Here is a 21,567-nt window from a genome sequence, read left to right as displayed (position 1 = left end):
ACAAGCCAAGGAGAACAACCACATGAGTGACCGCATCACGGTGGAGGAGCTGGCCGAGCTGATGAAGAAGGCCGCCGGCGTCACCGTCGCTCCGGAGGAACTGCAGCAGCGCTACGACACCGGGTTCGACGCCATCGGCATCGACTCGCTCGGACTGCTGGGCGTCGTGGGCGAGCTGGAGAACCGTTACGGCGCGCCACTGCCCCCCGACGCGGAGCGCTGCAAGACGCCCCGGGAGTTCCTCGACCTCGTCAACAGCGCCCTCGTGGCAGGAGCCTGACATGGCCGGACACACGCAGAACGAGATCGTCATCGCCGCACCGCTGGACCTGGTGTGGGAGATGACCAACGACCTGGAGAGCTGGCCCCGGCTGTTCAGCGAGTACGCCTCCGTGGAGATCCTGTCCCGGGACGGCGACCGGACCCGGTTCCGGCTGACCATGCACCCGGACGAGAACGGCACCGTGTGGAGCTGGGTCTCGGAGCGGGAGCCGGACCGCGAGTCGCTGACCGTGCGCGCCCGCCGGGTCGAGACCGGCCCCTTCTCCTACATGAACATCCTCTGGGAGTACGAGGAGATGCCCGGGGGCGTGCGGATGGTGTGGACGCAGGACTTCGAGATGAAGCCGGACGCGCCCGTCGACGACGCCTGGATGACGGACAACATCAACCGCAACTCGCAGGTGCAGATGGCGTTGATCCGGGACCGCATCGAGAAGACCGCCGCCGAGCGCGGGGCCGCGCCGGGCCTGGACCACTGAACCGAACGGAGACAGCCCCATGCACCAGACAGTGATCGTCGCCCGGATGAAGCCGGGCTCGGCCCCGGACATCGCCAAGCTGTTCGAGGAGTCCGACCGGGGGGAACTGCCGCACCTGGTCGGCGTCTCCCGGCGCAGCCTCTTCCAGTTCAACGACGTGTACCTGCACATCATCGAGACCGAGCACGACCCGCGGCCCGTCATCGCCGAGGTGGCCGGTCACCCCGAGTTCCGGGACCTCAGCGAGCGGCTCCAGGCGCACGTCTCCGCCTACGACCCGGCGACCTGGCGCAAGCCGGAGGACGCCATGGCGCGCCGCTTCTACCTCTGGGAGCGCGACTCGGTCCGGTGACCCCGGCCCCGCACGACCGGCCGCCGGGTCCGTGGCGCTGCGGACCCGGCGGCCGGTGGTCTGTGCGGTCGGGTCTGCCCGGTCAGGCGGGGACGTGGCAGTCGAACGCGTGCAGGTAGGGGTTGACCGGGCGGATGTCGTCGATGACGAGGCCCGCGTCGGTCAGCCGGCCGGCCATGCTCTCGGTGGTGTGCTTGGCCCCACCGACGTTGAGGAGCAGCAGCAGGTCCATGCCGGTGCTGAACCGCATCGAGGGGGTGTCGTCCACCAGGTTCTCGATGACGACGACCCGGGTGCCGGGGCCGCCCGTCTCGATGACGTTGCGCAGGGTGCGGGCGGTGCTGTCGTCGTCCCACTCCAGGATGTTCTTGATGATGTACACGTCGGCCCGGACGGGGACGGCCTCACGGCAGTCGCCGGGGACGATGTTCACCCGGCCGGCGAGGTCTCCCGAGCCGCGCAGCCGCGGATCGGCCCTCTCCACCACCTGCGGCAGGTCGAGCAGGGTGCCGTGCATCGAGGGGTACTTGTCGAGCAGGCTCGCCACGACATGGCCCTGGCCGCCGCCGATGTCCACGACCGAGGTGCTCCCCGACAGGTCGAGGACCGCGGCGACCTCCTGGGCGGACTGCATGCTGGACGTCGTCATGGCGCGGTTGAAGACCTCGGCCGACTCGGGGGCGTCCTCGTTGAGGTAGACGAAGAACTCCTTGCCGTACAGGTCCTCCACGACGTTGCGGCCGGTGCGCACCGCCTCGTCCAGCTTGGGCCAGGCGTCCCAGGTCCACGGTTCGGTGCACCACAGCGAGATGTAGCGCAGGCTGTGCGGGTCGTTCTCCCGCAGCAGCCGGGACATCTCCGTGTGCTCGAACGTCCCGTCCTGCCGCTCGGCGAAGACGCCGTAGCAGGACAGGGCGCGCAACAGCCGTCGCAACGGCCGGGGTTCGGCCTTCACCGCGGCCGCCAGGTCCTCCACGCTCGTGGGGCCGTCGCCGAGGGCGTCGGCCACGCCGAGCCGGGCCGCCGCGCGCAGGGCGGCGGCGCACGCCGCCCCGAATGCGAGCTCCCTGAGCCGCATGGACGGCGGTGGTGCGGTCTGTTCGGTCGTCATGTGCCGCCTTTCTTCCTTGGGTGGTCCACGGCCGGCCGCGGGCGGCCGGTCAGCACAGTCCCGCGGGCTTGGACACCCGGCAGGTGTTGTCGGTGAAGGTGTTGTCCTTGCCGGTGTCCGCGTTGACGAGGTCGGCCGGCGAGTTGCGCCGCAGCACGTTGTCGCTGATGCGGTTGTGGTCGTTGGTGGCGCCGACGAAGCTCTTGAACAGCACGATGCCGCCCGACAGCGGGGAGGTGCCGGCGTGGTCCGTGATCCAGTTGTCCCGCACCGCGTTCTGCTCGGCGCCGGTGAGGACGACACCGGAGCCCTGCAGGGCGGGCAGCCGCGCGGTCTTCGGGCAGGACTTGTTGTTGCGGACGATGCGGTTGTAGGCGATGACCAGGTCGCCGGCCTTCGGCTTGTTCTCGTCGCCGACGACGAAGGCGCCCACGCAGTTGCCGGTGATGTCGTTGCGCACCACGTCGACGTCGCGCAGGCGCCGGACGGTGACGCCGGTGCGGTTGCCCTGCAGCCGGTTGTACTCCACCACCGTGCCGCGGGTGTCCACGGCCCCTTCCTCGGCCTTGACGGTGTTGGCGATGAACAGGCCCGCGTCGCCGTTGTCCCGCACGGTGTTGCCCTGGAACACGCCGTGGATCGACCGCTCCTGGGCGATGCCCCACACGGTGTTCCGGACCGCGGACACGTCGCGGACGGTGAGGTCGGTGGTGTACGTGCTGTACACGCCGGCCCTGGCGAAGCCGGTCACCGTCAGGGAGGCGACGGTGACGCCCTTCACCTCGTGGCCCTTGGTGCCCACCACGCAGATGCCGTTGCCGCCGGCGGCGCAGCTGTCGGCGGACTTCTCGGCGCCCTCGCGCCTGCCCTCGGCCGGGCCCGCCTCCTTGCCATGGGCCTCGGGCGGGCCGTCGGCCGTGCCCTTCCCCGCGTTCGCGCCCGGCTCGAGCACGGTCCTGGGGCCGCTGCCGCGCAGGGTGAGCCTGGGCGTGGTCACCTCGACGCTCTCGTGGTAGACGCCCGGTGCCAGGAGGACGGTGTCTCCGGGCGCGGCGGCGTCCACCGCCTTCTGGATCGACTGTCCCGGACGGACCGTGTGGACCTTGTGACCGGCGCCCGGCGGGGCCGCGCCGAGCGCGGTCGCGAAGACCGCCGCGGTACACGCCAGGCAGGTGATACGGATTTTCGCCATGCCGAGCAAGATATGACCTGTTTATCCCGTTTCTGGGCTGTTGAGCCGTTCAGTGGCGTGTCCGTCGGCGACCGGCGTCGCGTCACGGCGTAAGGGCCACGGAACCGGCTTGCGTTCGACCGCGCCCCGTCCGGCACACTCCCCCCATGGAGACAACCGAGTTCGTACGGATCCTCGACCGGGAGGGCCGCCTGCTGGCCGCGGCGGCGGAGGCGGCGGGAAGCGACGCCGAGATCCCCACCTGCCCGGGCTGGCAGGTGCGGGACCTGCTGCGGCACACGGGGGTGGTGCACCGGTGGGCGGCGGCGTTCGTCGCCGAGCGGCACACCTCCTTCCGGCCCATGCCGGACGAGCCCGGCGAGGACGGCGCCGAACTGGTGGCCTGGTACCGCGACGCGCACCGGCACCTGGTCGGCACGCTGGCCTCCGCCGCGCCCGGCGTCGAGTGCTGGCACCTCCTGCCCGCCCCGTCACCGCTCGCCTTCTGGGCGCGCCGCCAGGCGCACGAGACGACCGTGCACCGCGTCGACGCGGAGACGGCGAGCGGCGGCACGCCCACCGGGATCTCCCCCGCCTTCGCGGCGGACGGCGTCGACGAGCTGCTGCGCGGCTTCCACGCCCGCGCCACGAGCCGGGTCCGCAGTACGGAGCCCCGGGTGCTGCGGGTGCGGGCGACGGACGTGGACGGCGCCGTGTGGACGGTACGGCTGTCGCCGGAGGCGCCGGTGACCGAACTGGGCGGCGAGGAGCCCGCCGACTGCGAAGTGGCCGGGTCCGCCGCGCGGTTGTACCTCGCGCTGTGGAACCGGGCGCCGTTCCCGGACGTGAGCGGCGACGCGTCGGTCGCCGAGCTGTGGCGGGAGCGGTCCGCCGTGGGCTGAGCAGGAGCGCGGCACGGTACGCGGCTGGGGGCCCGCCTCCCCGCGGGCGTCCGGCGGAACCGGTTGCTTCGCCGGGCGTCCGGCTGTTGACTCGTCCCATGGAGCATCACGGGGGACGACGCGGTCAGGCCGAGCGGGACGCGGTGACCGTCGAGATCGGGTACGCGCTGTGCAGTGCGGCGTTCGCGGCGGCGGTGGTCTTCGGGGCGGTGGCGGGTCCGGCGCTGGCCTTCGACCTGCCCGCGGCCTTCTCGGTGTTGCTGGTGCGCGCGGGGCTCGTGATCGCGGCCGTGCTGTTCGCCGTCCGGGTGGTGAGCGTGCTGCTGCGTTTCCAGCGGTCGGGTCAGCCCAGCCAGCCGGGGCGCACCAGGCCCGACTCGTAAGCGAGGACGACCAGTTGCGCCCGGTCACGGGCGCCGAGCTTGACCATCGTGCGGCTGACGTGGGTCTTGGCGGTGAGCGGGCTGACGACCAGGCGGCGGGCGATCTCGTCGTTGGACAGGCCGAGGCCGACCAGGGCCATCACCTCCCGCTCCCGCTCGGTGAGTCCGGCGAGGGCGCTCTCGGCCGCGGGCTCCTTGGAGCGGGCCGCGAACTCGGCGATCAGACGGCGGGTGACGCCGGGCGACAGCAGCGCGTCGCCGGCGACCACCGCCCGCACGGCGCGCAGGAGTTCGTCCGGCTCGGTGTCCTTGACCAGGAAGCCGGACGCGCCGGCGCGGATCGCCTCGAAGACGTACTCGTCGAGTTCGAACGTGGTCAGCATGACCACCCTGACGTCCCGCGAGCAGGCGTCCCCGGTGATGCGGCGGGTGGCGGCCAGACCGTCCAGCAAGGGCATGCGGATGTCCATCAGGACGACGTCCGGGCGCAGTTCGCGCACCGCGCGCAGTGCCTCCGCGCCGTCGGCGGCCTCGCCCGCGACCTCGATGTCCGGCTGGGCGTCGAGCAGCGCCCGGAACCCGGCGCGCACCAGGGACTGGTCGTCGGCGAGCAGTACGCGGATCACCGGTCGTCCTCCTCGGCCTTCCCCCGCAACGGCAGTACGGCGAGCACCCGGAACCCCCCGTCGGGGCGCGGCCCCGCCTCGATCGTGCCACCCAGCGCGGCCGCCCGCTCCCGCATCCCCGCCAGCCCGTTGCCGCTGCCGCCCGCGTCGGCGCCGGTCGCCGGCCCGTCGTCGTCGACGCGCAGCCGCAGCGCCCGGCCGTCGCGCTGAACGCGCACGCGCGCCTCGCGCGAGCCCGAGTGCCGTACGACATTGGTGAGCGCCTCCTGGACGATGCGGAAGGCGGCGAGGTCCGTGCCGGGCGCGAGCCGGGGAGGCTCGCCCTCGACGGTCACGGTGAGTCCGGCGCTCGCCGCCTGCCGTACCAGTTCGGGCAGCCGCGCCAGGCCGGGCGCCGGAGCGCGCGGCGCGTCGCCCGGCGTGCGGAGCGTGTCGAGCACCTGACGCACCTCGCCGAGCGCCTCCTTGCTCGCGGTCTTGATGGTGGTGAGCGCGGTGCGGGCCTGCTCCGGGTCGGTGTCGAGGAGGGCCAGTCCGACACCCGCCTGGACATGGATCACGGAGATGCTGTGGGCGAGGACGTCGTGCAGTTCGCGGGCGATCCGCAGCCGCTCCTCGTCGGCCCGGCGCCGCGCCGCCTGCGCCCGCTCGGCCTGTTGCCGCGCCCACTGCTCGTGTCGCGTCCGGGCCAGTTCGGCCACCGCGACGATCGCGGCCACCCATGCGGCGATCACGGCCTCCTGTCCCCAGGAGGCCGGCGCGTCCCCGGCCGGCGGCAGCCACCGGTAGAGCAGATGGGCGACCAGCACGTGACCGGCCCACAGCATCCCCACCGCGGTCCAGGCGGCCCGGCGGTGCCCGGAGACCACGGCACCGAAGCAGGCCACGACGACGGTGAGGAAGACCGGGCCGTAGGGATACCCGGCGCCCAGGTAGAGCACGGCGGCCCCGGCCGTGCCGAACACGACGGCCACCGGGTGCCGTCGCCGCCACAGCAGCAGGCCCGAGCCCGCCAGCAGCAGTACCCGCGCGAACACGTCGAGCGGGGCCCGCTCGGGCTGCTGGCGGGCCGCGTAGGCGGAGCCGACCAGCACGAACGCGGTGAGCAGCAGGGTCGAGCGCCACGGCCACCGGTCCGCCCGCTCCCCCTCGCCCCGGCGGTCCGGCCACGGCGGCCCGTGCCGCCACCACGGCGGCGGCCCGGCGCCGGGCCCACGCTGCTTCGCCATGACCGCCACGCTAGACGGCGCGGGGCGCGGCGGGCGTCGGCCGGACGAGGTGATCACGCGTACTCCCCCGGAAGTACACCCGCTCCCCCCGGAAGTACACCCGTGCGCCGACGGGCTCCCCGGAGGACGCCCGTCGGCGCGGCGGGGCCTCGGAGGACACCCACCGGCGCACGGGCCCACGGAGGACACCCGGCGGCGCACGGGCCCACGGAGGACACCCGGCGGCGCACGGGGCCTATGCCAGGCCCACCGCGCGGCCCAGCCTCTCCACGGCGTACCGGAAGAACGGCTCCCGGTCCTCGACGACCCGGTTGAACTGGCCGAACAGTTCGAACCCGACGAGCCCGTACAGCTCGGCCCAGGCCGCGACCAGGGCCGCCGCCACGGCCGGCGGGAGGTCCGGGGCGACGTCGGCGGTCATCCGCTCGGCCTCGGTGCGCAGTTCGGCGGGCAGTGGGGGCTCGTTCAGGCCGGCGTCCCGGTGCGCGTCGCGCACGACGCCGATCAGCAGGAGGGGGACGCGGGCGGCGGCCGGGACGGTGGTGTCGGGGGCGGCGTAGCCGGGCACCGGCGTGCCGTAGATCAGCGCGTACTCGTGCGGGTTGGCGAGTGCCCAATCGCGTACCGCCCCGCACACGACGGTCCAGCGGTGCAGGGGGCCGGCGTCGTCGGCGAGTGTCCGGTGCGCCGCCTCGGCGGCCTCACCGAGGGAGTCGTAGGCGTCGATGATGAGGGCGGTCAGCAGGTCGTCGCGGCTGGGGAAGTACCGGTAGAGCGCCGAGGAGACCATACCGAGCTCGCGGGCCACGGCGCGCAGCGAGAGCTTGGCGGCGCCGTCGGCCGCGAGTTGTCTGCGGGCCTCGTCCTTGATGGCCGCGGTGACCTCGATCCGGGCGCGGGCGCGGGCGCTGTGTGCGGTGCTCATGGGAGCAGTCTCGCACGGAACGAGAGCAGTGCACACAGAAAAGAGCGGTGAACACAAAAGAGAGCACTGCTCTTGCCATGGGTCGCCGACGCATGCAGACTGTCCTACGAGCGAGAGCAGTGCTCACAAAAGAGAGCGACGCTCTGAAAACAGATGGGGATCACCATGTCCACGCACGTCCAGAAGCCCGGCTGGTTCACCGTCAACGTCATGAACCGTTTCGTCGCGTGGATGACCCGCCGGGGTGTCAGCGTCTGGGGCTCCAGGGTGCTGGCGGTCCGCGGCCGCAAGAGCGGACAGTGGCGGACCACCCCGGTGAACCTGCTGACCGTGGACGGGCAGCAGTACCTGCTCGCCCCGCGCGGCCACGTGCAGTGGACCCACAACATGCGCGCGGCCGGCGGGGGCGAGCTGCATCTCGGCAAGCGCGTGGACGTGTTCACCGCCGTCGAGGTCGCCGACGACGACAAGGTCCCGCTGCTGCGCGCCTACCTCAAGCGCTGGAAGGCCGAGGTCGGGGTGTTCTTCAACGGCGTCGGCCCCGACTCCCCCGACGCCGATCTGCGCCGCATCGCCCCCGACCACCCCGTCTTCCGCATCACCTTCACGGGGTGACCTCGCCCTCGGCGGGACGGCGGTCCAGCACGCCCAGGGCCCGCTGCGCCATGGGATGGCCGCGGACCAGCTCACCGAGCGAGGTCGAGCCCTGGGTGATGTCCTTGAACGCGTTCCACGCGGGACGGAAGCCGGTCAGCGCCGCGTGGAACAGCCCCGGACGGCGCTCGAAGGCCGCCAGCATCCGCTTGCCGACGCTCATCTCGACGCCGAGGCCCGCCTTGATCGCGAACGCGTAGTTCAGGGCCTGGCGCCGGGCGTCCACCGCGTCGTGCGCCTCGGCGATCCGCACCGCCCACTCCCCCGCGAGCCGCCCGGAGCGCAGCGCGAAGGAGATCCCCTCCCGGGTCCACGGCTCCAGCAGCCCCGCCGCGTCGCCGCACACCAGCACCCGCCCCCGCGACAGCGGCGAGTCGTCGGCCCGGCAGCGCGTCAGATGGCCGGAGGAGATGCTCGGTTCGAAGCCGGCGAGGCCGAGCCGGCCGATGAACTCCTCCAGGTACCGCTTGGTGGCGGCACCCTCGCCGCGCCGGGAGATCACACCGACCGTCAGCGTGTCCCCCTTGGGGAACACCCAGCCGTAACTGCCGGGCATCGGGCCCCAGTCGATGAGCACCCGCCCCTTCCAGTCCTCCGCGACGGTCTCCGGCACCGGGATCTCGGCCTCCAGACCGAGGTCCACCTGGTCCAGCTTGACGCCGACGTGCGCCCCTATCCGGCTGGCGCTGCCGTCCGCGCCGACGACCGCCCGCGCCAGCAGCGTCTCACCGCCCTGGAGGACCACGGCGACCGTGCGCCGGTCGGGCACCGCCGAGCCGTGCTGCTCGACGCGCAGCACGGTGACGCCGGTCCGCAGTTCGGCGCCCGCCTTCTGGGCGTGCTCGACCAACTGCGCGTCGAACTCGGGCCGGTTGATCAGCCCGAACAGCATCTGCTTGGAGCGGCGGGTACGGGTGAACCGGCCGTTGTTGGAGAACGTCACCGCGTGCACCCGGTCGCGCAGCGGCAGTTCGAACCCGGGCGGCAGGCAGTCGCGGGAGGGGCCGATGATGCCTCCGCCGCACGTCTTGTAGCGCGGCAGTTCGGCCTTCTCCAGCAACAGCACGCGCCGCCCCGCGACCGCCGCCGCGTAGGCGGCCGAGGCCCCCGCGGGTCCCGCGCCCACCACGACGACGTCCCACACCCGCTGCACGTCGTCCGCCGAAGAGTTCTCGCCGCTCACGATGGTCTACTGCTCCGATCAAGCCGCTGCCGCACCTGTCCCGTGCATCCTACGGCGGACGTCGTCGCAGGCCGCTGTGGGAGGATCGCAGCACTTCACTCGTACAACGTCGCACCCACAAGGAGCGTGCCCATGTCGTCGAATCCGGTCGCCGAGACCGTCGCCTCGCTGATGCCGAGGGCGAGGACGGAGCTCGCCGAACTGGTGGCCTTCAAGTCGGTGGCGGACTTCGACCAGTTCCCCAGGAGCGAGAGCGAGGGCGCCGCCCGCTGGGTCGCCGACGCGCTCGCCGCCGAGGGCTTCCAGGACGTCGCCCTGCTCGACACGCCGGACGGCACCCAGTCGGTCTACGGCTTCCTGCCCGGCCCCGAAGGCGCCAGGACCGTACTGCTGTACGCCCACTACGACGTGCAGCCCCCGCTGGACGAGTCCGCCTGGGCCACCCCGCCCTTCGAGCTGACCGAACGCGACGGCCGCTGGTACGGGCGCGGCGCCGCCGACTGCAAGGGCGGGGTGATCATGCACCTGCTCGCGCTGCGCGCCCTCAAGGCCGACGGCGGCATACCCGTGCACGTGAAGTTCATCGCCGAGGGCTCGGAGGAGCAGGGCACGGGCGGCCTGGAACGGTACGCCGAGGAGCACCCGGACCTCCTCGCGGCCGACACCATCGTCATCGGCGACGCGGGCAACTTCCGGGTGGGCCTGCCGACGGTCACCTCGACCCTGCGCGGCATGACCATGGTCCGCGTGCAGGTCGACACTCTCGAAGGCAACCTGCACTCCGGGCAGTTCGGCGGCGCCGCGCCGGACGCGCTGGCCGCGCTGATCCGCGTCCTCGACTCGCTGCGCGCCGAGGACGGCTCGACGACGGTCGACGGTCTGGCCCCCGCCACGCCGTGGGAGGGGCTGAGTTACGACGAGGAGCAGTTCCGCCAGGACGCCAAGGTGCTCGACGGCGTGCGGCTGATCGGCTCCGGCTCGGTCGCCGACCGGATCTGGGCGCGTCCGGCCGTCACGGTGCTCGGCATCGACTGCCCGCCGGTGGTCGGCGCCACCCCGTCCGTACAGGCGAGCGCCCGCGCGCTGATCAGCCTGCGGGTGCCGCCGGGCGTGGACGCGGCCGAGGCCACCAAGCTGCTGCAGGCCCACCTCCAGGCGCACACGCCGTGGGGCGCGCGGGTGAGCACCGAGCAGATCGGCCAGGGCCAGCCCTTCCGCGCGGACACCTCCAGCCCGGCGTACCAGGCCATGGCGGACGCGATGGCGGTCGCGTACCCCGGCCAGGAGATGCAGTACGCCGGCCAGGGCGGCTCCATCCCGCTGTGCAACACCCTCGCGTCCCTCTACCCCCGGGCGGAGATCCTGCTGATCGGGCTGAGCGAGCCGGAGGCCCAGATCCACGCCGTGAACGAGAGCGTGTCGCCCGCGGAACTGGAGCGTCTGTCGGTGGCCGAGGCACTGTTCCTGCGCAACTACGCGGCGAGCTGACCGCTCTGCCGACAGCAGAGGGCGCCCTGCCGCGCGCGGTGGGGCGCCCTTACGTTCCTGCCATGGACGTCATCGGGATCCTCCCCCGGCTGCGCCTGCTGCGCTTCGCCGTCGGCCAGGCGTACCTGTGGCGGGACGGCGACGCCGTGACGCTCGTCGACGCGGGCCCGCCCGGCGCCGCGGCGCGGATCGCCGCCGCGGCCCGGTCCTTCGGGACCCTGCGCCGGGTCGTGCTCACCCACTTCCCCGTCGACCACGCGGGCGGGGCGGGCGAACTGTCCGCGCTCACAGGCGCGGAGGTGCTGGCCCACCGCCTGGACGCCGCCGCGGTCCGGGGCGGAACGCCGGGCCCGCCCCCGGTGTTCGAGGACCGGGAGCGCCCGCTGCACGCGAAGGTCGCCGGTCTCCTGCCGGACGGGGACTTCGCGCGCCCCGAGCGGCTGACCGAGCTGTCCGACGGCGACGTCCTCGACTTCGGCGGCGGGGCCCGGGTCGTCCACGCCCCCCCGTCACACGGACGGCAGCATCGCCCTCCATCTCCCCCGGCACGGCGTGCTGTTCACCGGGGACACGGTCGCGGCGTCACCGGTGGACGGCGGACCGGCAGACGGACGCCCGCTGAACCCACGCCCGCCGACCTCACGCCCGCTGCACCCACCGGGCCCCACGCCCGCCGAACCGCACGCCGGGGCGGCCGGCGCCGTCGGCTCAGCCGCAGGGGACGCCCGCCTCCAGGTACAGCGCCGCTCCGCGCTCCCGCGCCCGCAGGGCCCAGCGCAGCCGCTCGTAGCGGACCGGCGGGAGCATGTCGGCGGCCTCCTGCTCGGTGACGAAGCGCCAGTCGCGCAGTTCGGGACCGGGCAGCAGGAGCCGGGCCGCCTCCGCGGAGTCGAGGAGGCCGCCGTCGAAGAGCAGGCGCAGCCCGCCGTAGCCGGGCGGCGCGGGCGCCTCCCAGTCGACGACGAGCAGGCGCGGTACGTCGTCGAGCTGGATGCCGGTCTCCTCGGCGACCTCGCGCATACCGGCCCGTGCGGGGGCCTCGCCCGGCTCGACGACGCCGCCGGGGAACTCCCAGCCGGCCTTGTAGGTGGGGTCGACCAGCAGCACACGGTCCTGCTCGTCGAAGAGGAGGACGCCGGCGGCGAGGGTCTCGGCGGTGGGCTCGGGCGTCTGCACGATGTCGCACACCGGCGCGTCGCCGCTGCTCACGGCGCCCGCTATGCGCACCGCCGTCTCGTAGGGGCTCAGGCCGCTGGTGTCGACGAGGTGGGCGTCGGCCGTGAGCCAGGAGGCGAGGGCGGCCCGGTAGGGATCGATGTGGTCGTACGCCCACTGCCGTCCCCGGATGTCCGCGTCGGGGAGGCCGTCGGGGACCTCCCGGTTGGCTATGCGCGCACGCAGGATCGTTTCGGCCGGGGCGAGCAGGACGTGCCGCACGGCGATGCGGCGTGCGGCCAGGCCGCCGAACATCTCGTCGCGGTACTCCTGGCGCAGCAGGGTCATGGGCACCACGAGGGTCCCGCCGAGCTCGGCGAGCATCGCGGCCGCGGTGTCGATCACGAGCCGCCGCCAGATCGGCAGGTCCTGGAAGTCACCGACCTCGGCGAGGTGTTTGGGCGGCAGCAGGTGCGTGAGCGCCGCGCCGATGACCTCGGGGTCGAAGAGCGTGCTGTTCGGGATCAGTTCGATCAGTTCCCGTGCGGTGGTGGTCTTCCCCGCACCGAACGCTCCGTTGATCCACACGATCACGGACGGGTCCCCCTCTTCTGTTGGCCCCCTGTGGCTTGCCCGCTCCACCCTGCCACGGAAACCAGCCCCAGTTGAGGGCGCACAGAACGGCGCCGGCGTCCCCGTCCCAGGACACCGGCGCCGGTCGCGGCCGTCCGGCCGCGTCAGCCGTCCTTCCCCGCGGCCGCGTCGTCGGGGGCCGGGCCGTCGAGGGCGACGGTGTGGTCGACGCTGCCGACGGTGTCCGGCGCGTTCAGGTCCGTGAGGCCGTGGGCCGCGTCGGCGTGGGACGGGGTGACGGCCGCGACGACGAATCCGGTGGCGAGGGAGGCGATGGCGAGCATGCTGCGCTTCTTCATGACCGTTCCAACTGCGCGGACGGCGTCCGGGTCACGCTCCGTGCTCAGCCCGCGTCGCGTCGCATGGGACCCCACGGCCCCCGCTGGTCGACGACCGCGGCCGCCGCTTCGCGGATGACCGTCTCGTCGACCCAGCCGACCGGTTCGACGTTCGTGACCAGCGGCTCGTTGTCGGGGCCCCGCCCTTCGACCCGGCCCCGCAGGACCCACGGCCGCACTCCCTCGCCCTTCTCCCGCGGCAGGTGGGAGTAGTCGTAGAGCCGGCGGGCCACCCACAGCTCGACCGGCCGGTCCTCCCACCACGGCTCGACGTCGAGCGGGTTGGCGGACAGCCCGGACATGCGCACCCCCGTCAGGGCGTCCCGGCTCTCCCGGTGGTTCTCGTCGGCCTCGGGACCGTGCGACCAGCGCACATAGAGGTGGGGGGTGCTGTCCACCAGGCGGGCCAGCTCACGGAGGTCCCGCAGAACGGGCAGCTCGTCGGAGGTGCTCATGGGGTCGCTGCTCCTTCCCGGCGCTGCGACGGGCCGTCGTCCGGTCGATCGGGTCGCCCCCCGCCCGGCCGCGGGCGTCGGCCTCCGCGGCGGACGGCTCGGCCAGCGCCTCGGGGGCGGCGGCGAGCCGGGGCACTCGGCCGGTCTCGGTGCGGGTGCGGACGTAGCAGGGCGTGCGCCCGGTGCTGAACCGGAGAGGGGAAGCCGGACCTGGCGGTCCCGTGCGGGAGCAGAGGTCCGGCGATCTCGCACGACCACCTTGCCCGTGCCCGGCCCGTAAGGAGTGCGGGCACCCCGGGGATCGGCGATGCGGTCATCCGGCGTCTTCACCACGGCACCTCCACGACCGGCGGCCCCAGAAGCCGACGGGTACCCGGTCGACAGGGGGCGGGAACTCCCGCGTGATCGCCCGCCGACGCCACAGCGGTCGCTTCACCGGCCGAGCCGGAACAGGCCGCCGCGCCCTGGGCCTTCCTGCTCGACCACGTCACCGACGAGTGCGCCGCAGAACGCCACCGCCGCGGCGGTCGCCGCCCCCACGAGCGGCGACCTCGTCCAGGCGGGGCTACGACGACTCGGCCCACGGTGTCCGGCGTACGCGCCGGCGCCCCACCGAGCCCGTACACCGGGCCGGGCGACTGGCACCCCGGACCCGGCCCGGGCCCAGGGCGCCTGGGCATGGGGCCGGGGCACAGAACTCGGCACCGGACCCAGGACGCTCAGCCACGGGGCACGGGACCGGGGCGGGGGCCAGAGCCGAAGCTCAGCATCCGGCAGACAGGGCCCGGCACCAGCGCCCCGACGCCCAGGCACCGGGCCGGGAGCCGGGGCCCAGGGCTCAGCGCGCGCGGCGGGGCAGCACGGCGCGGCGTGCGGCGCGCGGGGGAACCGTTACGGCCCGTCTGCCGGGCTCCGGTCAGACCGGGGCCGTGTCCGGGCGTCCGGCGAGGGCGGCCGCGGCCGCTCCCACCAGGCCCGCGTCCGTGCCCATCTGGGCCGGCGCGATGGTCAGGTGCCGCACGAAGGACAGGGTGGCGTAGTCGCCGAGGGCCTTGCGCAGCGGCGTGAACAGCACCTCGCCCGCCTTGCCCACCCCGCCGCCGATCACGGCGATGTCGATCTCGACCAGGGTCGCGGTGGCCGCGATGCCGGCGGCCAGCGCCTGGGCGGCACGTTCGAAGGAGGCGAGGGCGACCGGGTCGCCGGAGCGGGCGGCCGCGGCCACCGCGGCGGCGGAGGCGTCGCCGTCGGGGCCGGGCCGCCAGCCGTCGGCCAGGGCGCGGCGGGCGATGTTGGGCCCGCTCGCGATGCGCTCGACGCAGCCCCGCGAGCCGCACGGACAGGCGTCCCCGTCGAGGTCGACGCTGATGTGGCCGATGTGGCCCGCGTTGCCGGTCGGGCCCGGGTGCAGCCGGCCGCCCAGCACCAGACCGCCCCCGACGCCCGTGGAGACCACCATGCACAGCGCGTTGTCGTGTCCGCGTGCGGCGCCCTGCCAGTGCTCGGCGGCCGTGATCGCCACGCCGTCGCCTATCAGCGCCACGGGCAGTCCGCCGGCCGCCTCCCGTACCCGCCGCACCAGCGGGTAGGCGCGCCAGCCCGGCACGTTCACCGGGCTCACCGTGCCCGCGGAGGCGTCCACCGGCCCGGCGCTGCCGATGCCGATGGCCGTGGCCCTCGGCCACAGGGGCGAGCCGGTCAGTTCGCGGAGCACCTCCTCCACCGCTCCCATGACGGTCTCGCCGTCCTCCTGAGCGGGCGTCGCGCGCTGCGCTCGCACCAGTATCCGGCCGAGGCCGTCCACCAGGGCGCCGGCGATCTTGGTGCCGCCGATGTCGAGCGCGGCCACGAGGTCGGTGTGCATCAGTGTCTGATCTCCCCGTCAACCATCGAATCTCCCGTCAGCCAGGGGAAAGTTCCCCCGTCAACCATCGATGTACAGTGAACCGGTCTCGCGGTGGGGGCGCGGGCCCGAAGTTTGCGGTGGACAGTCTCTCGCGCGCATGACAACGTTGTCCAGGCTCTATGCTCGACGCCACATCCTCATACAAGCCCATGCTTCGAGGCAGCCCCGTGGGCGAGACAGGACAGGACAGCGCATCGTGCCCGAGACCGCACGCCGAACAGACCGTCACACCGGGACGCGTTACGGCAACCGCCCGACCATGAAGGACGTCGCCGCGCGCGCCGGTGTCGGCCTGAAGACCGTCTCCCGCGTGGTCAACGGCGAGCCCGGCGTCACCCCGGAGACGGAGCGCCGCGTCCAGGATGCCATCGACGCCCTCGGCTTCCGGCGCAACGACAGCGCGCGCGTGCTGCGCAAGGGCCGCACGGCGAGCATCGGCCTGATACTCGAGGACCTCGCCGACCCGTTCTACGGCCCGCTCAGCCGCGCGGTCGAGGAGGTGGCCCGCGCGCACGGGGCGCTGCTGATCAACGGCTCCAGCGCGGAGGACCCGGACCGTGAGCAGGAACTGGCCCTCGCGCTGTGCGCGCGGCGGGTCGACGGGCTGGTAGTGATCCCGGCCGGCGACGACCACCGCTACCTGGAGCCCGAGATCAAGGCGGGCGTCGCCGTGGTCTTCGTGGACCGTCCGGCCGGGAAGATCGACGCCGACGTGGTCCTGTCGGACAACTACGGCGGTGCCCGCGACGGCGTCGCCCACCTGATCGCCCACGGCCACCGCCGGATCGGGTTCATCGGCGACATGCCCCGCATCCACACGGCCGCCGAGCGGCTGCGCGGCTACCGGGCCGCGATGGAGGACGCCGGCATACCGGTGGCCGACTCCTGGATGTCCCTGGGCGTCACCGACCCGCAGCGGGTGCGCCTGGCGGCCGAGCAGATGCTCTCCGGCCCTGACGCGGTCACGGCGATCTTCACCGGCAACAACCGGGTGACGGTCACCGTGGTCCGCGTCCTCGCCGAGCAGTCCCGTCCGGTCGCCCTCGTGGGCTTCGACGACATCGAGCTCGCCGACCTGTTGCGGCCCGGCGTCACCGTGATCGCCCAGGACCCGGCGGCCATCGGCCGTACCGCGGCCGAGCGCCTGTTCCGCCAGCTCGACGGCACCCTGGTCGTCCCGGAGCGCATCGAGGTGCCGACCCGGCTGATCGCCCGCGGCTCGGGCGAGCTGCCGCCGGCCGACTGAGCGGACCGTGCCCGTGCGGGATCGCACTCTCGAGGCGCTCGGCCTGGCCGAGGCGCCGCGCGACGACCCGCTGCGCTGTCCCGGCGCCTGGCCCGCGGAGTCCGGCCTCCTCGACGGCGGCCGGCTGCTGCCGCTGGACCGGCCGGTGCACGACGACCGCGCGCCCGTCCTCGCGATCGGCTCCAACGCCTGCCCCGGTCAGCTGCGCCGCATGATGGCCGGGGCCGGCATCGCCTCCCCTGCGCCGATGGTGCGGTCGACGGTCACGGGCATCGACGTCGGCGTCTCCGCGCACGTCAGCCGGATGGGCCACGTGGCCGTCGCCGGTCGGATCCCCGGGGACGGTACGGGAGTTGTTCGTCCTCTGGCTGGATGCCGAGCAGCTGGCGGTGATCGACGCGAGCGAGGGCGTGCCGTTGCCGTACGGCAGCTACCGGCGCGCGTGGCTGCCCTCGCCCGCCGTCCGGATCGAGCCGGCCCACGGCACCGTGCTGCCCGGCGCGTTCGCCTACGTCAACCGTCGCGGGGTGCTGCACGACCGCGCCGGCCTGCCGCGCGCGCATCCGGGCCGGCGCCCGCTGCTGACCGAACTCCTGCTGCGCTCGCGCCGGTTGAGGGAGCTGTTCGGGTTCACGCCCGAGGAGTTCTGCAGCCGGGTGCGGGCCGACCGGCGGCTGTGCGCGCGGGGCACGGCGGTGTTCGCGGAGGAGGGACTGGTCGCCTCGTCCGGGCTGGAGCGGTACGTACGGGTTCGGCGGGCGGCCGGCTGATCACCGACGCCGCCGGTGCCGGAACCGGTGCCGGAGCCCGTGCCGGTGCCTATGCCGGAACCGGTGCCGGCCCGGTGCCGGGTCCCTGCGGCGGCCTGCGCGGGGCCACGAAGGCTTCCAGGTCGGCCCGGGTCAGACCGGTCGCCGCGGCGACCTCGGCGTCGTCGAGCGCGCCGCAGTGCAGTCCGCGCAGCAGGTAGCCGCTGAGGGCCTTGGCGGTGGCGGGCTCGTCCAGCACATCGCCGCCGGTCCGGGCGACGTAGCGGGCGAGGCGGTCGGCGGCCTGCCGGAAGCCCGCGCGGTAGAAGGCGAAGACGGCGGCGTACCGGGTCGGCAGGTGGCCGGGGTGCATGTCCCAGCCCTGGTAGAAGGCGCGGGCCAGGGCGCGGCGGGTGAGGCGGTAGTGCAGCCGCCAGGCCTCGTGGACCTGCTCGGTGGGGCCGACGGGCAGCACGTTGGTCGACCCGTCCGACACCCTCACGCCGGTGCCCGCGGCCGCGACCTGCATGACCGCCTTGGCGTGGTCGGCGACCGGATGGTCGGGGGCCTGGTGGGCGGCGGACACACCGAGGGCCGCGCTGTAGTCGAAGGTGCCGTAGTGCAGGCCGGTGGCGCGGCCCTCGGACGCCTGGATCAGGCGGGCGACCGTCGCGGTGCCGTCGGCGGCGAGGACGGCCTGGCCGGTCTCGATCTGGATCTCGAAGCCGATCCGGCCGGGCGGCAGTCCCCGCGCCCGCTCGAACGCCTCCAGGAGCCGGACCATGGCGGCGACCTGCTGGGGGTAGGTCACCTTCGGCAGCGTCAGCAGCAGCCCGTCGGGCAGGCCTCCGGCCTCCGTCAGACCGGTGAGGAAGACGTCGAGGGTGCGGATGCCCCGGTCGCGCACCGGCGCCTCCAGACACTTCATGCGGATGCCCGTCCAGGGGGCCGCGGTGCCCGTCGCGTAGGCCCGCGCGACCAGCCGGGCCGCCCGGGCCGCCGCCTCGTCCTCCTCGGCGTCCGGGCGCGGGCCGTAGCCGTCCTCGAAGTCGATGCGCAGGTCTTCCACCGGCTCACGCTCGAGCTTGGCGCGCACGCGCGCGTGGACGGCCTCGGCGAGATCGCCGGACAGGCCGAGTACGGCGGCGAAGGAGGCGGCGTCCGGAGCGTGCTCGTCGAGGGCGGCGAGGGCCTGGTCCCCCCAGGAGCGGACGGTGTCGGCGGCGAACACGTCAGCGGGGACGTAGACCGTGTGGACGGGCTGACGGGTGCCCGGGTCGCCGGGGTAGCGGCGCTCCAGTTCGGCGTCGACCGGCGCGAGGAAGGCGCCGATCTCCTCACTGACGGCGCCCGAGAGGCTGGTCGGCACCTCCGACCGCCGGACCTGTCTCATGCCACGTCTCCCGCCTGCCGCCTGCCGCTTTCCGCCGAGCGGAATCAACAATCCGTTGAATGACGGTATCCGCGCCTCTTCCCGCCGGTCAACAGCCGCCTCGCCGCGGTCCGCCGTCGCCGTCCGCTCCGGGTGAACGGGCCGAGGCCCCCGCGACCGTTCGCGCGGTCGCGGGGGCCTCGGGCCGTGATCGGAGGCGATCAGCCCTTGCGGGCGTTGATCTCCTCGGTGAGCTGGGGGACGACGTCGAAGAGGTCGCCGACGACGCCGTAGTCGACCAGATCGAAGATCGGGGCCTCGGGGTCCTTGTTGACGGCCACGATGGTCTTCGAGGTCTGCATGCCGGCCCGGTGCTGGATGGCGCCGGAGATGCCGTTGGCGATGTACAGCTGCGGGGAGACGGACTTGCCGGTCTGGCCGACCTGGTTGGTGTGCGGGTACCAGCCCGCGTCGACCGCGGCGCGGGAGGCGCCGACGGCCGCGCCGAGGGAGTCGGCGAGCGCCTCGACGAGCGCGAAGTTCTCCGCGCCGTTCACGCCGCGGCCGCCGGAGACCACGATCGCCGCCTCGGTCAGCTCCGGACGCCCGGTCGACTCCCGCGGCGTGCGGCCGGTCACCTTCGTACCGGTCGCCAGTGCGGAGAAGGACACCTCCAGCGCCTCCACGCTGCCGGCGGCCGGGGCGGCCTCGACGGCGGCACTGTTGGGCTTGACGGTGATGACCGGGATGCCCTTGGAGACACGGGAGGTGGTGGTGAACGACGCGGCGAACACCGACTGGGTGGCCACCGGGCCGTCCTCGCCGGCCTCCAGGTCCACGGCGTCGGTGATGATGCCGGAGCCGGTGCGCAGCGCCAGACGCGCGGCGATCTCCTTGCCCTCCGCGGAGGACGGCACGAGTACGGCGGCCGGGGAGACGGCGGCGACGGCGGCCTGGAGGGCGTCCACCTTCGGCACGACGAGGTAGTCGGTGTACTCGGACGCCTCGTGCGTCAGCACGCGGGTCGCGCCGTGCTCGCCGAGCACGGCGGCGGTGCCGGCGGCACCGTTGCCGAGGGCGACGGCGACCGGCTCGCCGATCCGGCGGGCCAGCGTCAACAGCTCCAGCGTGGGCTTGCGGACGGCACCGTCCACGTGGTCGACGTAGACGAGAACTTCAGCCATGGGAATGCTCTCCTGCGATAACGAAGATTGAGGGTGGTCAGCGAGCCGGGCTCAGATGAACTTCTGGCCCGCGAGGAACTCGGCCAGCTGCTTGCCGCCCTCGCCCTCGTCCTTGACGATCGTGCCCGCGCTGCGGGCCGGACGCTGCGCGGCCGACTCGACCTTGGTCCAGGCGCCCTCCAGGCCGACCTCCTCGGCCTCGATGTCCAGGTCGGACAGGTCCCACGACTGAACCGGCTTCTTCTTGGCCGCCATGATGCCCTTGAAGGAGGGGTAACGGGCCTCGCCGGACTGGTCGGTCACCGACACCACCGCCGGCAGCGATGCCTGAAGCTGCTCCGAGGCCGTGTCACCGTCCCGGCGGCCCTTCACCACGCCGTCCTCGACCGACACCTCCGACAGCAGGGTGACCTGCGGCACGCCCAGCCGCTCCGCCACCAGCGCCGGGACGACGCCCATGGTGCCGTCGGTGGAGGCCATGCCGGAGACCACCAGGTCGTAGCCGGCCTTCTCGATCGCCTTCGCCAGCACCAGCGAGGTGCCGATCGCGTCCGTGCCGTGCAGATCGTCGTCCTCGACGTGGACGGCCTTGTCCGCACCCATCGACAGCGCCTTGCGCAGCGCGTCCTTCGCGTCCTCCGGACCCACCGTCAGGACGGTGACCTCCACGTCGTCGTCGGAGTTCTCCTTGATCTGCAGCGCCTGCTCGACCGCGTACTCGTCCAGCTCGGAGAGCAGACCGTCCACGTCGTCCCGGTCGACGGTCAGGTCATCGGCGAAGTGCCGGTCGCCAGTGGCGTCGGGCACGTACTTCACAGTGACAACGATCCTCAAGCTCACGCCGGCTCTCCTACTGCATCGTCTTTTCAGTGCTGCCTGCTTGCAAGGCAGCATAGGCGCCACAAGCGGCCGATCCCGATCGGGGCGACCCGCGCTCCGAGCGAAATATTACTCGCCAGTACACCCAGTTGATTCCCGCTAAGCAAGCGCTTTGAACTGTGACCTGTGCAACGCAGCGTAATCGGAACCGCGGAGCCCTGCGAGACGAGGGAGCGGCCGGTCAGTCGCGCAGGCCGCTGAAGCGACCCTGGTGGTAGAGGAGAGGCCGTCCGGGGCCCGTGGGATCGCCGAGGACGACCTCGGCCACGACGATGCGGTGGTCGCCCGCGGGCACCCGCGCGACGACCCGGCACACCAGCCAGGCGAGGACGTCGTCGAGGACGGGGACGCCCTCGGGCCCGTCACGCCAGGCGGTGGACGGGCCGAAGCGGTCGGCTCCGCTGCGGGCGAAGGTGGCCGCCAGCTCCTGCTGGTGCTCGCCGAGTACGTGGACCCCGAGATGCTCGGTCTCGGATATCGCCGGCCAGCTCGACGCGCCGGTGCTGATGCCGAAGGACAGCAGCGGGGGCTCCGCGGAGACGGAGGTGAGGGAGGTCGCGGTGAAGCCGACCGGGCCCGCGGCACCGCGTGCGGTGATCACCGCCACTCCGGCCGCGTGCCGCCGGAAGACGGAGCGCAGCAGGTCGGGAGAGGCGAGCTGGGGGGCGCTGAGATCGGGTGTGGCCGTCAAGGGGCTGTCCTTCTGCGGGAAGTGGCGTCGGGGTCCGCGGCTGCTCAACAGCATGGACAGCACGCGCTCGCGGTGCGGGCGAGGTCGACGTGGATCCGCCCGTGGAGAAGGAGTTCTGACGGCATACAGTCAGGCTGACGATAGGTGGTGCACACAGTCAAGTACGTCCCGTCA

The 21,567-nt window shown here is 73.5% G+C and carries 23 protein-coding genes and 2 pseudogenes; 10 read left to right on the top strand and 15 right to left on the bottom strand.

The window, feature by feature from the left end; genetic code table 11:
* Positions 1-22 precede the first annotated feature (22 nt).
* From ACH4ZX_RS01475 to ACH4ZX_RS01465, 3 genes are read left to right on the top strand one after another with little or no spacing between them, the layout of a single operon-like run.
* Complete coding sequence (locus tag ACH4ZX_RS01475) at positions 23-280, top strand: acyl carrier protein (protein ID WP_360754922.1); 258 nt, start codon at positions 23-25, stop codon at positions 278-280.
* Position 281: 1 nt separating this feature from the next.
* Entirely contained in the window at positions 282-761 is a 480-nt protein-coding gene (locus tag ACH4ZX_RS01470; RefSeq protein ID WP_398265685.1) for an SRPBCC family protein, read from the top strand.
* Between the two features lie 19 nt (positions 762-780).
* Positions 781-1,113 (top strand): TcmI family type II polyketide cyclase, encoded by a 333-nt coding sequence (locus ACH4ZX_RS01465; RefSeq protein ID WP_398265682.1) that lies wholly within the window; start codon positions 781-783, stop codon positions 1,111-1,113.
* Positions 1,114-1,195: 82 nt separating this feature from the next.
* Here the strand turns inward: ACH4ZX_RS01465 and ACH4ZX_RS01460 are convergent, their stop codons facing one another.
* Together ACH4ZX_RS01460 and ACH4ZX_RS01455 are read right to left on the bottom strand one after the other, a co-directional pair.
* Positions 1,196-2,224 (bottom strand): methyltransferase, encoded by a 1,029-nt coding sequence (locus tag ACH4ZX_RS01460; protein ID WP_398265679.1) that lies wholly within the window; start codon positions 2,222-2,224, stop codon positions 1,196-1,198.
* Between the two features lie 49 nt (positions 2,225-2,273).
* Positions 2,274-3,416, bottom strand: a complete 1,143-nt coding sequence (locus tag ACH4ZX_RS01455; RefSeq protein ID WP_398265676.1) for a nitrous oxide reductase family maturation protein NosD — start codon at positions 3,414-3,416, stop codon at positions 2,274-2,276.
* A gap of 146 nt (positions 3,417-3,562) precedes the next feature.
* On the opposite strand from ACH4ZX_RS01455, the gene ACH4ZX_RS01450 reads away from it, so the two are divergent.
* Entirely contained in the window at positions 3,563-4,297 is a 735-nt protein-coding gene (locus ACH4ZX_RS01450; RefSeq protein ID WP_398265673.1) for a maleylpyruvate isomerase family mycothiol-dependent enzyme, read from the top strand.
* A gap of 98 nt (positions 4,298-4,395) precedes the next feature.
* Positions 4,396-4,680, top strand: a complete 285-nt coding sequence (locus ACH4ZX_RS01445; RefSeq protein WP_398265670.1) for a DUF6332 family protein — start codon at positions 4,396-4,398, stop codon at positions 4,678-4,680.
* Here ACH4ZX_RS01445 and ACH4ZX_RS01440 read toward each other — a convergent pair.
* From ACH4ZX_RS01440 to ACH4ZX_RS01430, 3 genes are all read right to left on the bottom strand, one after another.
* Entirely contained in the window at positions 4,641-5,306 is a 666-nt protein-coding gene (locus ACH4ZX_RS01440; RefSeq protein WP_398265667.1) for a response regulator, read from the bottom strand. The two genes, ACH4ZX_RS01445 and ACH4ZX_RS01440, sit on opposite strands and share 40 nt — an antisense overlap.
* Entirely contained in the window at positions 5,303-6,535 is a 1,233-nt protein-coding gene (locus ACH4ZX_RS01435; RefSeq protein ID WP_398265664.1) for a sensor histidine kinase, read from the bottom strand. Before ACH4ZX_RS01435 ends, ACH4ZX_RS01440 begins: the two co-directional genes overlap by 4 nt.
* 235 nt (positions 6,536-6,770) lie before the next feature.
* Positions 6,771-7,460, bottom strand: coding sequence for a TetR/AcrR family transcriptional regulator (locus ACH4ZX_RS01430; RefSeq protein ID WP_398265661.1), 690 nt, complete (start codon positions 7,458-7,460; stop codon positions 6,771-6,773).
* A 165-nt stretch (positions 7,461-7,625) separates the two neighbouring features.
* Here ACH4ZX_RS01430 and ACH4ZX_RS01425 point away from each other — a divergent pair, with 165 nt between their 5' ends.
* Positions 7,626-8,075, top strand: a complete 450-nt coding sequence (locus ACH4ZX_RS01425; protein ID WP_398265658.1) for a nitroreductase family deazaflavin-dependent oxidoreductase — start codon at positions 7,626-7,628, stop codon at positions 8,073-8,075.
* Here ACH4ZX_RS01425 and ACH4ZX_RS01420 read toward each other — a convergent pair.
* Positions 8,065-9,297, bottom strand: coding sequence for a geranylgeranyl reductase family protein (locus tag ACH4ZX_RS01420; protein ID WP_398265655.1), 1,233 nt, complete (start codon positions 9,295-9,297; stop codon positions 8,065-8,067). The two genes, ACH4ZX_RS01425 and ACH4ZX_RS01420, sit on opposite strands and share 11 nt — an antisense overlap.
* Before the next feature lie 132 nt (positions 9,298-9,429).
* On the opposite strand from ACH4ZX_RS01420, the gene ACH4ZX_RS01415 reads away from it, so the two are divergent.
* Together ACH4ZX_RS01415 and ACH4ZX_RS01410 are read left to right on the top strand one after the other, a co-directional pair.
* Positions 9,430-10,785, top strand: coding sequence for a dipeptidase (locus ACH4ZX_RS01415; RefSeq protein WP_398265653.1), 1,356 nt, complete (start codon positions 9,430-9,432; stop codon positions 10,783-10,785).
* Positions 10,786-10,847: 62 nt separating this feature from the next.
* Positions 10,848-11,382 (top strand): annotated as a pseudogene (locus tag ACH4ZX_RS01410) (MBL fold metallo-hydrolase); the annotation flags it as partial.
* Positions 11,383-11,493: 111 nt separating this feature from the next.
* On the opposite strand, the gene ACH4ZX_RS01405 reads toward ACH4ZX_RS01410, so the two are convergent.
* From ACH4ZX_RS01405 to ACH4ZX_RS01390, 4 genes are all read right to left on the bottom strand, one after another.
* On the bottom strand, positions 11,494-12,534 hold the full coding sequence (locus tag ACH4ZX_RS01405; protein ID WP_398265650.1) for an NUDIX domain-containing protein: 1,041 nt from the start codon (positions 12,532-12,534) through the stop codon (positions 11,494-11,496).
* Between the two features lie 143 nt (positions 12,535-12,677).
* Entirely contained in the window at positions 12,678-12,872 is a 195-nt protein-coding gene (locus ACH4ZX_RS01400; protein ID WP_398265647.1) for a hypothetical protein, read from the bottom strand.
* A 44-nt stretch (positions 12,873-12,916) separates the two neighbouring features.
* Positions 12,917-13,366: a DUF6098 family protein gene (locus ACH4ZX_RS01395; RefSeq protein ID WP_398265644.1), complete on the bottom strand. Its 450-nt coding sequence runs from the start codon at positions 13,364-13,366 to the stop codon at positions 12,917-12,919.
* A gap of 916 nt (positions 13,367-14,282) precedes the next feature.
* Positions 14,283-15,230 carry an ROK family protein gene (locus ACH4ZX_RS01390; RefSeq protein WP_398265641.1) on the bottom strand — a complete coding sequence of 316 codons (948 nt, stop codon included), beginning with the start codon at positions 15,228-15,230 and terminating at the stop codon, positions 14,283-14,285.
* A 238-nt stretch (positions 15,231-15,468) separates the two neighbouring features.
* Here ACH4ZX_RS01390 and ACH4ZX_RS01385 point away from each other — a divergent pair, with 238 nt between their 5' ends.
* Positions 15,469-16,518: a LacI family DNA-binding transcriptional regulator gene (locus ACH4ZX_RS01385; RefSeq protein ID WP_398265637.1), complete on the top strand. Its 1,050-nt coding sequence runs from the start codon at positions 15,469-15,471 to the stop codon at positions 16,516-16,518.
* A 13-nt stretch (positions 16,519-16,531) separates the two neighbouring features.
* A pseudogene (locus ACH4ZX_RS01380) lies at positions 16,532-17,288 on the top strand (hypothetical protein).
* A 49-nt stretch (positions 17,289-17,337) separates the two neighbouring features.
* Here ACH4ZX_RS01380 and ACH4ZX_RS01375 read toward each other — a convergent pair.
* The 5 genes from ACH4ZX_RS01375 to ACH4ZX_RS01355 form a co-directional block, all read right to left on the bottom strand.
* Positions 17,338-18,660: a DUF6986 family protein gene (locus ACH4ZX_RS01375; RefSeq protein ID WP_398265635.1), complete on the bottom strand. Its 1,323-nt coding sequence runs from the start codon at positions 18,658-18,660 to the stop codon at positions 17,338-17,340.
* A gap of 200 nt (positions 18,661-18,860) precedes the next feature.
* Positions 18,861-19,823, bottom strand: coding sequence for an electron transfer flavoprotein subunit alpha/FixB family protein (locus ACH4ZX_RS01370; protein WP_398265632.1), 963 nt, complete (start codon positions 19,821-19,823; stop codon positions 18,861-18,863).
* Positions 19,824-19,874: 51 nt separating this feature from the next.
* On the bottom strand, positions 19,875-20,663 hold the full coding sequence (locus ACH4ZX_RS01365) for an electron transfer flavoprotein subunit beta/FixA family protein (protein ID WP_398265629.1): 789 nt from the start codon (positions 20,661-20,663) through the stop codon (positions 19,875-19,877).
* 220 nt (positions 20,664-20,883) lie between these two features.
* Positions 20,884-21,393 (bottom strand): flavin reductase family protein, encoded by a 510-nt coding sequence (locus tag ACH4ZX_RS01360; protein ID WP_398265626.1) that lies wholly within the window; start codon positions 21,391-21,393, stop codon positions 20,884-20,886.
* A gap of 44 nt (positions 21,394-21,437) precedes the next feature.
* Positions 21,438-21,518 carry a putative leader peptide gene (locus tag ACH4ZX_RS01355; protein WP_398266656.1) on the bottom strand — a complete coding sequence of 27 codons (81 nt, stop codon included), beginning with the start codon at positions 21,516-21,518 and terminating at the stop codon, positions 21,438-21,440.
* Positions 21,519-21,567: the final 49 nt, after the last annotated feature.

The organism is Streptomyces sp. NPDC020490 (assembly GCF_044335305.1).
GTDB lineage: Bacteria > Actinomycetota > Actinomycetes > Streptomycetales > Streptomycetaceae > Streptomyces.
This window is presented reverse-complemented; position numbering and strand designations above follow the sequence as displayed.